This is a genomic window from uncultured Polaribacter sp. (assembly GCF_947503855.1).
GTDB lineage: Bacteria > Bacteroidota > Bacteroidia > Flavobacteriales > Flavobacteriaceae > Polaribacter.
Genome location: NZ_CANNFF010000009.1, coordinates 63,486 through 77,807, shown reverse-complemented (window position 1 = coordinate 77,807; position 14,322 = coordinate 63,486). Strand labels below are relative to the sequence as shown.

The window sequence follows — 14,322 nt, the reverse complement described above, 5'->3', positions numbered from 1 at the left end:
ATGAAATTTACTTTTCCCATTTTATTACTGTGTATATCTACAACACTTTTTTCTCAAAAAGTAAATGGTACTGTAAAATATCAAGTTAGTTTAAATTTTACATTACAAAATATATTAAAAGAAGAGCAAAAACCATTTAAAATCTTAAAAAAATAATTAACAAACCCAGTAAAAAATGGGTTATAAATTTTACAAAATGAAAAAATTAATATTAAGTCTAGTATTTTTACTAGCAGTAGGAGTAAGTTTTATAAATGCTTCTTCTAATGATGAAGTTTTACCAAATAGCAAAGAAGCAATCGAAGTTGTGGAAGAGTTTGGGTGCGCAAGTGATTGTGTAAGCTGGGCAAAAGAAAGAGTTTTTGAAATTGCTTATGATGCTAACCAGCATCCAAATGATGAGCCTTTATATATGGGAATTTATATGAGAGATTATTCTTTATGTTATAAAGTAAAATGTTAATACTAATTATTACTCCTCAAATAATTTATATTTTGGGGAGTATTCAATTCTTCAAAAATGAAAAATACATTATTTATATTAATCTTTTTCTTTTATTTAACACCAATTTTTTCTCAAAAAATTGAAGGTAAAATAACCTATTTAGCAACTTCTAAAAATGCGATAAAATATATTAAAGAAAAAAAAACAAAAAAAAGTGCAGTAATAGATATTTATAAAAGAGCTAAAGATGTTGAAGTAGTTTTAAAATTTAATGAAACTATTTCTGAATACTATACATTGGAAAAAATAGATTTAGATAATAAAAATGGTTATAATTTTACTCATATTATGGCAGGAGGTGAAAAAAAATATTATACTTACAATTCTACTTTGAAATATAAAAATGAGACATTAGATTGTTATCTATTAGGAGATTGTTTTTTAATAGAAAATAATTTACCAAAATGGAATTTAAAACAGGACACAAAAAAAATCCAAGGGTTTTTATGTTATAAGGCTATTCTAAATAATCCAAGAAATAACAAAATTATACTTGAAGCATGGTACACCCCAAAAATTCCTTATCAATATGGGGTAATGAATTATTACGGTTTACCTGGTTTAATTTTAGAAATAAATAAAAATACTTTTACAATAACTGCTACTAAAATAGAATTAAATCCATTAGAAAAAATTAAAATTGAAGAACCTAAAGGGTTTAAAAAATTATCATATAAAGAGTTTAAAGAAATCTTAAAAAAGAACTCTCCTTTTAAAGACTAAAATAAAAATAGTCATTATTCTATATTCCATGAAAACTATTATTATCTTTTTATTACTGTGTATATCTACAACACTTTTTTCTCAAAATATAAGTGGTAAAATTACTTATGTGGTTTCTATGGAGCCTATTTCAGAAAAAATAATAGATTCTGTATCAAAAAAAAATATTCTAAAAAAAACTAGAATGGATAAATGGGTGCAAAATATTTTAAAAAACACTCCAAATGTAAATGCATTTTTAAGTTTTTCTAAGGAAGAATCTCTTTACAAAGTAGAAGATGAGATGCAAAATGATGGGAAATCTATTTTTAACATGAATAGAATTTTTGCAGGTGGAGACAATAAATATTATAAGAACACAGCAACCAAAGAGCAATTTCGTGAGAGCTCTACTTTTGGAGATTTATTATTAATAGAAATGCTGCCTAAGAAATGGCAAATAACACAAGAAACTAAAAAAATAGGCAATTACGTGTGTTTTAAAGCAATAGATATTGAATCTAAAAACACAAAAATGAAACCCTTAGTTTGGTTTACACCAGAAATACCTGTGAGCTTTGGACCAAAAGAGTTTAGTGGTTTACCAGGTTTAGTGTTATTAGTAGAAATGCATAAAAGAAGAATTGAGGCAACAAAAATAATATTAAACCCTGCTGAAGAAATAGAAATTACAAAGCCCGAAAAAGGCAAAAAAATAACAGCCGAAGAAATTGAAAAAAGAGGAAAATCTTTTTGGAAAAGAACTAGGAAACAATAAAAAAATCCCTAATGAAAAAGAAAAGTCTATTTGTATTGTTTTTTATAGTTTCTATTACTCTTTTCGCCCAAAAAGTAACTCTTTCTGGTACAGTAAAAGATAGTTTACAAAATCCAATGCCTTATGCCAATGTAATTGCAAAACCCAAAGATGTTTCTAAAAACTTACAATTTGCTATTACAGATAATGAAGGTTTTTACAAATTGGTGGTAGCACAAAAAGACACGCTAACCATTAGTATTTCTTATTTGGGTTACAAACCCATAGAGTATCAATTTATTGCGCTTAAAAACTCTAAAAAAGATTTTATTTTAAAACAATCATCAGAAAGTTTAGATGAAATTGTTATAGAAATGCCAGTAACCGTAAAAGGAGACACCACTACTTACAAAACAGACAAATTTGTAGATGGTACAGAGCGTAAATTAAAAAATATATTAAAAAAATTACCAGGCGTAGAAGTTGGTAAAAACGGTAGTGTTACTGTACAAGGTAAAAAAGTGACCAAAATGCTGGTAGATGGCAAAAAGTTTTTTGGAGGTAACTCTAAATTGGCGGTAGAAAATATACCTGCAGACGCAGTTGGTAATGTAGATGTTATAGACAACTATAACGAAGTCGCTTTTTTAAAAGGTTTAACAGATTCTGATGAAATGGCGATGAACATCAACCTAAAAGAAGACAAAAAACGCTTTGTTTTTGGTGATGTTGAGGCTGGCAAAGGCAATAAAAACTTTTACAAAACCAGTGCCAATTTATTTTATTATGCACCCAAAATAAACGTAAACTTTATAGGAAACCTAAATAATATTGGCGAAAAAACCTTTACGTTTAGAGATTATTTAAGTTTTTCTGGTGGTATAAACAGTGTTTTTAGTGGTAATTTTAATTTTAGAGGTGGCGATTTTGCTCAATTTATGCAAAGTAATGATGTTGTAAAAAGCGAGCAAAAATTTGGGGCGTTAAACATTACAAAAACCGCTAATTCTAAATTAGATGTTTCTGGTTTTGCCATTTTTTCTAGTAGCAATATTGGTAATTTTAAAGAAGATTTTAACGAGTATAATACTTTCACAGAACAAAGAACCAATAGCACAAATGCAGATAATTTATTGGGTATTGGAAATCTAAATATAGAATTTACACCCAACTCTAAAGAAAAATGGTACGCACGTTCTCAAGTAAAAAGAACCAACAATACACAATTCAATAGTTTAAATTCTATAGTAAACAATGTAGAAAATAATATACAAACTAATAGAAATTTAACTGCAACGTATATTAATCAAAATATAGAATGGCATAAAAGACAAAATGATAAACACACATTTTCTAGTGTAGTAAATTATGTTTTTGATAAAAGTAAAAAAGATGCTTTTTGGGAAACTCAAAACCCAATTTTACAAGGTTTAATTCCTACAGATAATAGCCAAAATCTAATTAGAATTTTACAAGAAAAAAATACCCAAGAGCAAAACATAGATGGTGTTTTTAAACATTTTTGGGAAATTAACAACAGCAATCACATATATTCTACTTTTGGGAACAAGCTTTTAATTGAAGATTTTTTTACAGACGATAGCCAACAGTTAGACAATGGAAATAGTAATAATTTTAAAACAAATGGTTTTGGCAATGCTGTAAATTTTAAATTGAATGATCTTTTTGCAGGTGTACATTATAAATTTAGAACAGGCATTTTTACCTTTAAACAAGGCGCTTTTTTACATAATTACAATTGGCAAGTAAATCAACAAACCCAAACAAACAAAAACAAATGGGTGGTTTTACCCGATTTTTTAGCAAAAATTGAGTTTAATAAATCAAAAAAAATCACCATTAATTACAATTTAAAAACTTCTTTTTCAGACGCAAGTAGGTTTGCTAATCAGTTTTATTTACAATCGTATAATTCGGTTTTTAAAGGGAATGAAAATTTAGAAAACAACTTGTATCATGCAGCACGTATTTATTACAGTAGATTTAGTTTGTACAGAGGTTTAATGCTTTTTGTAAATTTAAATTATAACAAACAAATACAAGGCGTTAGAAATACAGTTGCTTTTGATGCAAATAATACAGATCCTGCACAGAGAATCAATCAGTTTTTAACTGCTAAACTATTTCAAAACCCATCAGAAGATTTAAGAGGAAACATTCATTTAGAAAAAAGCATTAAAAATATAAAATACAAGTTTGATGTTGGTTTTAACAATAGTAGTTATATCCAAGAAATAGACAGCAATTTACAAACTAATAAAAATAAAAGTTATAATTACGAAGCTGGTTTTGAAACAATATTTGATAATTTTCCAACGATAGAAATTGGTGTTAGTAGAGATATTGGTCGTTTTGTATCACCATCAAATACCTCTAAATTTATTACAACACAACCTTTTGCAACCATTGATTATGATTTTTTAGAAGGTTTTATTTTTAATTTTGATTACAGAAAAAGTATTTATGAAAATAAAGATTTAGGGCAAAAAAACACCTACGAAATTGCGAATACAACTTTATCTTACAAAAACGAAAATTCAGCTTGGTCTTATAAAATAAGTGCACAAAATTTATTGAACGCACAATTTAAACAAAGCAACCGTTTTTCAGATTATGTAGTTTCAGATAGTAAAACCTTTATTTTACCAAGAATTATTATGTTTAGTATTGGGTATAATTTGTAGGTTTCAGTCTACAGTCTACAGTCTACAGTCTACAGTCTACAGTCTACAGTTGGCACTCTCAGTTTCCAGAATTTAACTGCCTGCCAACGAAATCATTTCCTCCCAAAATCAGCAGGAATTTCACCCCAAGCTTTGGTTTCCCATTTTAAAATAGGGTTTTTAAAGGTGTTTTCTTTTAGCCATTTTTCGGCTCTTTCTATCAATGTCAACAGCTCTTTATTAGAGGCATCAAATTGTAAGTTTGTTTTACATTTTTTTTGACGAATCCAACTCATGGCAATTTTAGAATCTGAATAAATAGGAATGTCTTCTTTTTTTTTGGCTTTTAGCAAAGCAATACCATGCACAAGTGCTAAAAACTCGCCAATATTATTGGTGCCCTTATTAAAAGGGCCTTTTCTAAAAATTTCTTTTTTGTTGTGCGTTAAAACACCTCTGTATTCCATTTTTCCTGGGTTTCCAGCACAAGCAGCATCAACAGAAATACTTTCTAAGTTGGGTTTGCCAAATTTAGCTTTCTCTTTGGTAGATAAAGCTGGTTTTTTAGTGTTTTTTCCTTTATAGTCTTCGTATTTTCCTTTAGAAGCTTTTTCAGCTTCGTTTAAATTGGCAAAAGACTTGTACTGTGCATTTTCAAAACCATCAATTTGTTGTTTACAAACCTTCCAAGAAGTAAAAACACCTTTTTTGCGGCCACTCCAAACTACATAAAACCTCTTTTTACTCATTCGTAGTTATAATTATTTCTTCTATAACTTTTGGAAAATAACGTTGTTCTAAAATATGAATTTTTTCTGCAATCGTTTCAGGGGTATCCTGCTCAGTTAAAGTTGTTTTTGCTTGAAAAATAATGCCACCTTCATCGTAATTTTCATTTACATAATGTATAGTAATACCAGTTTCAGGCTCTTTATTTTCTGCAACAGCCTTATGTACATGCATCCCATACATACCTTTTCCACCATACTTTGGTAATAATGCAGGATGTATGTTAATAATTTTATTTGGAAAAGCACTTATAATTTTTTCTGGAATTTTCCATAAAAAGCCAGCAAGAATCACAAAGTCTGCTTGCTTTTTTAAAATGTCTAATACCTTTTCTTTTTTAGAAAAATCAGCTCTATTAAAGTGTAAGCATTTGGTATCTAGTTTTTTACACCTGTCAAAAACTTTAGCTTGTTCATTGTTACACAACACCATAGTAACCTTAGCGGTTTTAGTGTGATTAAAAAACTTAATAATATTTTCTGCGTTCGATCCAGAACCAGATGCAAAAACAACAATTCGTTTCATAACTTATAATTTCTATATTACAAAAAAAGGAATAATTATTAACAAACGGATTGTTTTTAGGTAAGATTAAATAAAATTCTTTATTTTTAGTAATCATTTTTGGGTCAAAAATTAGTTATAATTAATAAGATTTGTATTTTTGCCCCGATTTAAAATTTAAAAATTAAAAAATTATGTCAGACATTGCATCAAGAGTAAAAGCGATTATCGTAGACAAATTAGGCGTAGACGATAACGAAGTAACATCAGAAGCTAGCTTCACAAACGATTTAGGAGCAGATTCTTTAGATACTGTTGAGTTAATTATGGAATTCGAAAAAGAGTTCGATATTCAAATTCCAGACGATCAAGCTGAAAATATTGGTACAGTTGGTCAAGCAGTTAGCTATATAGAAGAAGCAAAAAAGTAACATTTATATGCAGTTAAAACGAGTTGTAGTCACTGGACTTGGCGCATTAACGCCAATTGGTAATAATATTGAAGAATATTGGAATGGCTTAGTTAACGGAGTTAGCGGAGCAGCACCTGTTACATATTATGATGCTGCCAAGTTCAAAACTCGTTTCGCATGTGAGCTTAAAAATTTTAAAGCGACCGATTTTTTAGATAGAAAGGAAGCGCGAAAAATGGATAGATTTACGCAATATGCAATGGTGGCTTCTGATGAAGCAATTGCAGATGCAAAATTAAATCTAGACGAAATAAATAAATTACGTGTTGGCGTAATTTGGGGAGCAGGAATTGGTGGTTTAGAAACTTTTCAAAACGAAGTTTTAAACTTTGCTTCTGGAGACGGTACTCCAAGATTCAATCCGTTTTTTATCCCAAAAATGATTGCAGATATTGCTCCTGGAAATATTTCTATTAAAAATGGATTTATGGGGCCAAATTATACTACAGTATCTGCTTGTGCATCATCTGCAAACGCAATGATAGATGCTTTAAACTACATACGTTTAGGTACTTGTGATGTAATTGTAACTGGTGGTTCAGAAGCTGCTGTTACTATTGCTGGTATGGGCGGTTTTAGTGCAATGCACGCACTTTCTACAAGAAATGAAACTCCAGAAACAGCTTCTAGACCTTTTGATTCAGAACGAGATGGTTTTGTATTAGGAGAAGGAGCAGGAGCTATCGTTTTAGAAAGTTACGAACATGCAAAAGCAAGAGGCGCAAAAATTTATGCAGAAGTTATAGGTGGTGGCATGTCTTCAGATGCACATCACATAACAGCTCCACATCCAGAAGGTATTGGTGTTATAGCTGTAATGAAAAACTGTTTAGAAAATTCAGGCATTAAACCAGAAGAGGTAGACCATATCAATACACATGGTACATCTACACCTTTAGGAGATGTTGCAGAATTAAAAGCAATTTCAGAAGTTTTTGGAGACCATGCAAAGAACATCAACATTAATTCTACAAAATCTATGACTGGGCATTTGTTAGGTGCTGCAGGCGCTATAGAGTCTATTGCCTCTATTTTAGCAATGGAACATGGTATTATACCACCCACAATAAATCATAGTAATGTTGATGAAAATATAAATCCAGAGTTAAACTTAACACTTAATACACCTCAAAAAAGAGATATTAAGGTTGCAATGAGTAATACTTTTGGTTTTGGTGGGCATAACGCATGTGTGGCATTTAAGAAATTAGATGAATAATCTATGAATTTTATTCGTAAAATAGTGCAAACTCGGTCTGAAGAAGACTTGGAACTGCGCAGCGAATTAAAAAAACTACTTAATTTTTCTCCCAAAAATATAAACAAATACAAAAAAGCATTTACACACAGGTCTGTGCAAATGTTAGATAGAAAAGGCAACCCTATAAACTACGAAAGATTAGAGTTTTTAGGAGATTCTATTTTAGGCTCTGTAATTGCAGCTTATTTGTACAAAAAAGTACCAGAAGGTTCAGAAGGTTATTTAACCCAAATGCGCTCTAAAATTGTTAGCAGAGAGCATTTAAACGAATTAGGAAAAGACTTAAACCTTATTCGTTTTGTAAAAAGTAATATAGACCAAACCAATGTTGGAGACAACATACATGGTAATATATTTGAAGCTTTAATTGGAGCTATTTATTTAGACAAAGGATATAATTTTTGTCAAAAATTTATTTACAAAAATGTCATTCTACCTTATGTAGATATAGAAAAATTAGAAGGTAAAATTACTAGTTACAAAGGGTTAATTATAGAATGGTGTCAAAAACAAAAGAAAATCTATAATTTTGACACATACGAAGATACTGGTAACGAACCAGTAAAACATTTTAGTGTAAAAGTAAGTATAGATGGAGAGCAAATAGCCAAAGGTAGAGCTACATCAAAGAAAAAAGCAGAGGAGCAAGCCTCTAAAAGAGTCTATTTTGCATTTCAAAATCAAATTTCTTTAGACTAACACGATAACGTTTTCGTTAAATTAACAAAGAAAATCGGCAAACTATTAGTAATTTAGCCGTGTTAAAAACTATAAGTACATTTTCTATTTATGCAAATACATACTTTAGGTTTAGAAGATTTTTATGAAGACGAGTACTCGTTAATTGGTATCCATTCAGCTTTAGAAGACTACAGACTTGCATATTTATTAAATAAAAACTTAGATACTCGTTTTGCTAAATCTAACAAAGATTTAGAGTTTAAAAAAAATAAAAACAAACTTTCTTTTTCTATATTTAATTTTTTACATAAGAAATATGATTTTGAGTGGTTTTTAATTGCAAATAGCTTTAAAAAAGAAAATAAAACAACAGCAAACGAATTATTATTAACAACCGAAACAAAATTGTACTTAATTCCAGAAAAAAAGAAAGTTGATTATTTTATTAAAATATCTGGAGAAATAGCACCTCATTATGTGTTAAACATAGTGCAAAAAATAAAAAATATAGAGCAAGTAATAACCTCTTATACAATTGATAAAAACACATTAAAGTCTAAAGACTTTTTAATATTTTAATATGGTAGATTATAAAAAAACAAAAATAGTTGCAACCTTAGGACCCGCAACAGGATCTAAAGAAATTCTAACAAAATTAGCCAAAGAAGGTGTAAATGTATTTAGAATAAACTTTTCTCATGCAGAATATGATAACGTAAGAGAAACTGTAAAAACTATTAGAGAGATTAATAAAGAAAATGGATACAATGTAGCCATTTTAGCAGATTTACAAGGTCCAAAGTTACGTGTTGGAGTTATTGAAGATGGTGTGGTTTTAAATGATGGAGACACTTTTACATTTACCACAGAAAAATGTACAGGAACTAAAGAAAAAGCATTTATGACCTACCAACGTTTTCCAAAAGACGTAAAAGTAGGAGAACAAATTTTAGTAGACGATGGTAAACTATTATTCGAAGTAATATCAACAGATAAAGACAAAGAAGTAGTTGTAAAAACAATAGTGGGAGGTCCTTTAAAATCTAAAAAAGGAGTAAACTTACCAAACACTGCAATTTCTTTACCAGCTCTTACAGAAAAAGATATGGAAGATGCTGTTTTTGCTTTAGGTTTAGAAGTAGATTGGATGGCTTTATCTTTTGTTAGAACACCAGAAGATTTAAGAATGTTACGCGATTTAATAGACCAACACTCAGAATATAGAGTACCTGTAATTGCAAAAATAGAAAAGCCAGAAGCTGTTAAAAACTTAGATTCATTAATACCTTATTGTGACGGTTTAATGGTTGCTCGTGGAGATTTAGGAGTAGAAATACCAATGCAAGATGTACCATTAATTCAGAAAAAATTGGTAAGACGTGCAAAAAGAGCAAGAATACCTGTAATTATTGCAACTCAAATGATGGAAACAATGATTGAAAACTCTGTACCAACAAGAGCAGAGGTAAATGATGTTGCCAATTCTATTATGGATGGTGCTGATGCAGTAATGCTTTCTGGAGAAACTTCTGTTGGGAAGCACCCTGTTAGAGTTATTCAAAAAATGTCAGAAATTATTGCTAGTGTAGAAAACTCTAGAATGATAAAAGTGCCACATGAAGCACCACACATTAGAACCAATAGATTTATTACAAAATCGGTTTGTCATCATGCAGCATTAATGGCAAATGATATTGATGCAAAAGCAATTTCTACCTTAACAAGAAGTGGTTATACAGCATTTCAAATTTCTGCATGGAGACCACAAGCTAAAATATTAGCCTTTTCATCAGAAAAAAGAATTTTAGGAAAACTAAACTTACTTTGGGGTGTTAGAGCTTTTTATTACGATAAAAATCTAAGTACAGATGGTACGGTTGTAGATATTAATAAAATATCTAAAGAACAAGGTTATGTTAAAGAAGGAGACTTAATGATTAACCTTACCTCTATGCCAGTTGAAGCACAAGGTATGGTAAATACCATGCGTGTTTCTGAGATCGAGTAAGAATTTATAAACTCAAAATATTAAAAAGCATTCTAATAATTTTTTAGAATGCTTTTTTGTTTTTACAAACTCAATTTTTTAGAGATAATAATAGCATCATTGGTTACAAAAGGCATGGGCATCATTGCTTCAGTTCTTGGTTTTATGTTAAAGTTTTTGTTCGATAATAAATCACAAGAAATTTCATTTAGTATAATTTCTAATTTTTCATCAGTATTCATAGTAAAAGAAAGTGTGAGTTCTTTATCTGAATTGGCTAAATGATACACCAAAAAAGTACCACTTTTTAGAGTGTAATTTTTACCATTATTAACTAAAACATCGTTTACTTTAAACTGTTTTAAGGTTAGTTTGTTTTTGGTTATAAATTCTAACTTATTTAGTTTTCTATTCGGTATTATGGTTAATTCTATAAAGCGTTTTTTGCCAATTATCGTATCTATTTCTGTAATAATTTCAGACGAAACAATATTTTTAAAAGCTGTTTTTTTATGATAAGTAAAGCGTGTATTGTATTTACTTTTAGTTTCTGCATTTTGTATGCTACCTTTTGTAAAATTGCCATTAAAAACTTGCTCAGTATAACTATCTAAAGTACTGTTATAAGTACCAAAATAAGCAGTTTTATCATCAGAATTCTCAATATATACAATACTGTTGGGTTTTTTGTTTTCTATTGAAAAGCCACTGTTATAAGTGGCTATTCCAAAAAAGATAATTGCTAAAATAGCACTCCATTTTTGGGTCCAAAAAGATTTTTTTTGATGAAAACTTAAAATCATTAATCCAAAAACCAATACTATAAAAAGGGCACTTACAAATAAGATTTTTAAACCCAAACCTACAGGAAACATTTTTACCAAAGGTGCAAAAATATAAATGGTAGGTATAGATAAAATGGTGCATAAAATGCGTTTTGTTTTTTCTTCTAAATCCATAAAAATGCTAATTGCTAAAATTAATAATGCACTAATAACAGGAATAATAAAAAAGCCTGCACCTTTTAAATAAATGCTTATTATAAAATTAATAATCAACCAAAAGAAGATCGGTGCAATTAATAAATTTATTGGTTTTTCTACTTTAGAAGTCCTTTTGTAAATGGTGAATAATATCCATAAATTTAAAAATACAAAAGCAGTAATGTAGGTATAACCATTGTAAGTAAAACCATGTAAAATATCATTGTATTGTGGGTGTATTACAAGTAATAACTTCCATAAACTAAAAGAAATTCCACCACATAAAATAAGAGCCACTAAAAAAGGAATAAAACCTCTTAAAGTGTTTTTTACAGCTATTTTATTTAAAGAGATCCCAAAAAAAAGTAATAGTAAAAAAACAATTACACAAGTGATTAGCATAGGAGTAACCCAAGAAAAAGGATAACTAAGTAATTTTATAAACGGAAAATTTACGTACACAAAATCTTCATCGGAATTTAAATTTTCTAAATTACAATTGGAAAAATGCTTAAGAGTTGTTGTAAAATAATCTGCTTGATGTAGCAAGGTTTCTCTATCTAAACTTTCGTAAGAATCTTGTGCTGTATGATAATCGAAGTGATCTCCAATAAAAGCAAAATTAAAACCGTTAATATTGGCATCTTCTCTAAAAACGGTTAAATCTGTATCGTTTGGTAATTTTTTATATATAGAATACATTAAAGAATTTGCGGCTGGAAAATTGGGTTTTGCAGCAATAAACTCACTTAATAATTTACTGTTTTTACCATTGGTTTCCATTAAAACGTAACTTGGACCACCACTTCCTCTAGCTTCAAAATTTAAAATTAAACCCACATCTTTTGTTAAAGTATGTGTATCTACAAAAGCTTGTGCACCTAACAAACCCAATTCTTCAGCATCAGTAATAAGAATAATAATGTCATTTTTAGGTGTTTGGTTTTTTGCTAAAAAAGCTCTTATACCTTCTAATATAGTAACAACTCCAGAGCCAGCATCACTTGCACCTAAAGAAGAGTGTGGATTAGAATCATAATGCGTTAAAAGCATTAAAGCTTTTCCGGTTGTTGTACCCTTAATTTTTGCAATAATATTTTCTGCAGTTGTGGCTGCTAACCATTTTTTGTTGATGGCTGTTTGGGTTTGTATTTCTACCTCTAAACCCAATTTTTTTAATTCTTTTACAATATAATTCTGGACTTTTTTATGCTCTTTTGCACCTGTATAATGTGCTTCTTTAGAAATATTTTTTAAATGAAATAGGGCATTCTCTATAGAAAATGCTGTTTTTGAAACGTTTTTATCAGTATTTAGTGAAGGTTTTAAATCTGAAAAACTCCAGTAAATAACCCCTAAAATGATAATAATAGAAACAATGGTAGAAAATCTTTTCATAAAAAAATGTTTTTTATAAATGTATGAAAAAAAAAAACTTGTTAAAAAAAGTATAACAAAACAGAAATTTTGCTAACTTTAGTTCAAACTAAACAACTGTTATTATGGGTATTAAAAGTTTTCAAGGAAAAAGAGATTCAAATCAAAGAAAAGAAGAAGAGCAAATTTTGGTATCTGATTATATGACGACCAATTTAATTACATTTAAAGCAGAAGATTCTTTAGACCATGTTATTGCGCAACTAATTGCAAATAAAATTTCTGGTGGACCCGTTGTAAATGATAAAAACGAGTTGATTGGTATTATTTCTGAAACGGATTGTATTAAACACATCTCTGAAAGTAAATACTACAACATGCCTTCGGATACAAACAATACAGTAGGAAAATACATGGTTACAGATGTAGATATTATTGATAAAAATATGAATATTTTTGATGCTGCATTTAAATTTATTTCTTCTCGTAGAAGAAGATTTCCTGTGATAGATAATGGCAAATTAATTGGGCAATTAAGTCAGAAAGATGTTTTAAAAGCCGCAATTAAAGTAAAAGGAAATACTTGGAAATAGCTACAACGATCTTTTAGAACTTACATTGGGTAGGTATGTAATTATTAATTTTTCTGTTTTAGAACGCTAGTATTTGTAATTTTTTGGAAATTAAGTTAATTAAACTATTCTATTTCAATACTTTACCTTTCTTTTTTAATTAATAAAAAAGTTTCATTTTCTAAAGCCAAATAACCTTGGTCATAAATATAAAAATAGGTGTTGCCGGTTTTAGTTTTATAGATAGATGTAAAAAATTGAAAATCAAAACCTTTGTCATACAACCTAGTTCTAGACACCTTGGTTTTACCAGAAACATTTAATTCCGATAAAATTTTATAATTTTTTCTAAGTCTATTATTTATATTTCTAATTAAGTTTTTACTGTCTTTGTTTACACGATTGTTATAGGCATTTCTGCAATAATCTGAGCAAAATTTCTTGTCTATTCTACCTTTTACGGGTTCTTTACACTCTAAACATTCTCTGTTTTCCATTTGATAAATATACAATAAATTATTCGTTTACAAACGACTACAAATAATTACAACCGAAAGTAATTGTTTTCTAACCGAATACAACTTTAATCGTATCGCAACTTTGCAATGTTATTAGTACTGAACAACTTTTGGTATTTAATTAACAAAACATAAATTATAAACCTGCACAAAAAAACAAGTGCACAAAAACTTATCTTATGAATACGTTAAGAAACAAAGTACAATTAATTGGTAGATTAGGTCAAGATCCAGAAATTGTAACCTTTAAAGATGGTAACAAAATGGCAAAATTTTCTTTAGCTACAGACGATAGTTATAAAGACAAATCCGGTAACAAAATAGAGCGTGCTTTTTGGCACAACATCATTATAAAAGGTGGTTTAGTAAACGTGGTAGAAAACTACGTAAATAAAGGACAAGAAATTGCTGTAGAAGGTAAATTAACAAACAGAACCTATCATACAGAAACAGGAGAAAAGCGTTATGTTACAGAAATTTTAGTAAACGAATTGTTGATGTTGGGAGGAAAACAATAAGGAAACTTAAT

General features: G+C 29.1%; 16 protein-coding genes. 12 read left to right on the top strand and 4 right to left on the bottom strand.

The window, feature by feature from the left end; all coding sequences use genetic code 11:
* The 5 genes from Q0662_RS09145 to Q0662_RS09125 are packed head-to-tail and all read left to right on the top strand — an operon-like array spanning nucleotide 1 to nucleotide 4,669.
* A complete protein-coding gene (locus Q0662_RS09145; protein WP_298949018.1) occupies nucleotides 1-156 on the top strand; it encodes a hypothetical protein in 156 nt (51 codons plus the stop codon).
* Nucleotides 157-196: 40 nt separating this feature from the next.
* The gene (locus Q0662_RS09140) at nucleotides 197-463 is read left to right on the top strand and encodes a hypothetical protein (RefSeq protein ID WP_298949016.1); all 267 of its coding nucleotides are present in this window, start codon (nucleotides 197-199) and stop codon (nucleotides 461-463) included.
* Nucleotides 464-520: 57 nt separating this feature from the next.
* Entirely contained in the window at nucleotides 521-1,228 is a 708-nt protein-coding gene (locus Q0662_RS09135) for a GLPGLI family protein (RefSeq protein WP_298949014.1), read from the top strand.
* A 28-nt stretch (nucleotides 1,229-1,256) separates the two neighbouring features.
* Entirely contained in the window at nucleotides 1,257-1,985 is a 729-nt protein-coding gene (locus Q0662_RS09130; RefSeq protein ID WP_298949012.1) for a GLPGLI family protein, read from the top strand.
* 11 nt (nucleotides 1,986-1,996) lie between these two features.
* Nucleotides 1,997-4,669, top strand: coding sequence for a carboxypeptidase-like regulatory domain-containing protein (locus Q0662_RS09125; protein ID WP_298949010.1), 2,673 nt, complete (start codon nucleotides 1,997-1,999; stop codon nucleotides 4,667-4,669).
* 92 nt (nucleotides 4,670-4,761) lie between these two features.
* Here the strand turns inward: Q0662_RS09125 and Q0662_RS09120 are convergent, their stop codons facing one another.
* Both Q0662_RS09120 and Q0662_RS09115 read right to left on the bottom strand, forming a co-directional pair.
* A complete protein-coding gene (locus Q0662_RS09120) occupies nucleotides 4,762-5,397 on the bottom strand; it encodes a ribonuclease H family protein (RefSeq protein WP_298949008.1) in 636 nt (211 codons plus the stop codon).
* Entirely contained in the window at nucleotides 5,390-5,962 is a 573-nt protein-coding gene (locus tag Q0662_RS09115) for a phosphoribosylglycinamide formyltransferase (protein WP_298949006.1), read from the bottom strand. The genes Q0662_RS09120 and Q0662_RS09115 overlap by 8 nt, the downstream gene beginning before the upstream one ends.
* 173 nt (nucleotides 5,963-6,135) lie before the next feature.
* Between Q0662_RS09115 and Q0662_RS09110 the strand changes: the two genes are divergently transcribed.
* The 5 genes from Q0662_RS09110 (at nucleotide 6,136) to pyk (ending at nucleotide 10,364) form a co-directional block, all read left to right on the top strand.
* Entirely contained in the window at nucleotides 6,136-6,372 is a 237-nt protein-coding gene (locus tag Q0662_RS09110; RefSeq protein WP_144896032.1) for an acyl carrier protein, read from the top strand.
* Between the two features lie 7 nt (nucleotides 6,373-6,379).
* On the top strand, nucleotides 6,380-7,633 hold the full coding sequence (gene fabF / locus Q0662_RS09105; protein ID WP_298948994.1) for a beta-ketoacyl-ACP synthase II: 1,254 nt from the start codon (nucleotides 6,380-6,382) through the stop codon (nucleotides 7,631-7,633).
* 3 nt (nucleotides 7,634-7,636) lie between these two features.
* Nucleotides 7,637-8,374: a ribonuclease III gene (rnc, locus tag Q0662_RS09100; protein ID WP_298948991.1), complete on the top strand. Its 738-nt coding sequence runs from the start codon at nucleotides 7,637-7,639 to the stop codon at nucleotides 8,372-8,374.
* A 90-nt stretch (nucleotides 8,375-8,464) separates the two neighbouring features.
* Nucleotides 8,465-8,935: an IPExxxVDY family protein gene (locus Q0662_RS09095; protein WP_298948990.1), complete on the top strand. Its 471-nt coding sequence runs from the start codon at nucleotides 8,465-8,467 to the stop codon at nucleotides 8,933-8,935.
* A gap of 1 nt (nucleotide 8,936) precedes the next feature.
* Complete coding sequence (gene pyk / locus Q0662_RS09090) at nucleotides 8,937-10,364, top strand: pyruvate kinase (RefSeq protein WP_298948988.1); 1,428 nt, start codon at nucleotides 8,937-8,939, stop codon at nucleotides 10,362-10,364.
* 62 nt (nucleotides 10,365-10,426) lie between these two features.
* On the opposite strand, the gene Q0662_RS09085 is transcribed toward pyk, so the two are convergent.
* Nucleotides 10,427-12,724 carry a M20/M25/M40 family metallo-hydrolase gene (locus Q0662_RS09085; RefSeq protein WP_298948986.1) on the bottom strand — a complete coding sequence of 766 codons (2,298 nt, stop codon included), beginning with the start codon at nucleotides 12,722-12,724 and terminating at the stop codon, nucleotides 10,427-10,429.
* 104 nt (nucleotides 12,725-12,828) lie between these two features.
* On the opposite strand from Q0662_RS09085, the gene Q0662_RS09080 reads away from it, so the two are divergent.
* Nucleotides 12,829-13,296, top strand: coding sequence for a CBS domain-containing protein (locus Q0662_RS09080; RefSeq protein ID WP_298948984.1), 468 nt, complete (start codon nucleotides 12,829-12,831; stop codon nucleotides 13,294-13,296).
* 122 nt (nucleotides 13,297-13,418) lie between these two features.
* Here Q0662_RS09080 and Q0662_RS09075 read toward each other — a convergent pair whose 3' ends face one another.
* Nucleotides 13,419-13,772 (bottom strand): hypothetical protein, encoded by a 354-nt coding sequence (locus Q0662_RS09075; protein ID WP_298948982.1) that lies wholly within the window; start codon nucleotides 13,770-13,772, stop codon nucleotides 13,419-13,421.
* Between the two features lie 200 nt (nucleotides 13,773-13,972).
* Between Q0662_RS09075 and Q0662_RS09070 the strand changes: the two genes are divergently transcribed.
* A complete protein-coding gene (locus Q0662_RS09070; protein ID WP_298948980.1) occupies nucleotides 13,973-14,311 on the top strand; it encodes a single-stranded DNA-binding protein in 339 nt (112 codons plus the stop codon).
* Nucleotides 14,312-14,322 lie beyond the last annotated feature (11 nt).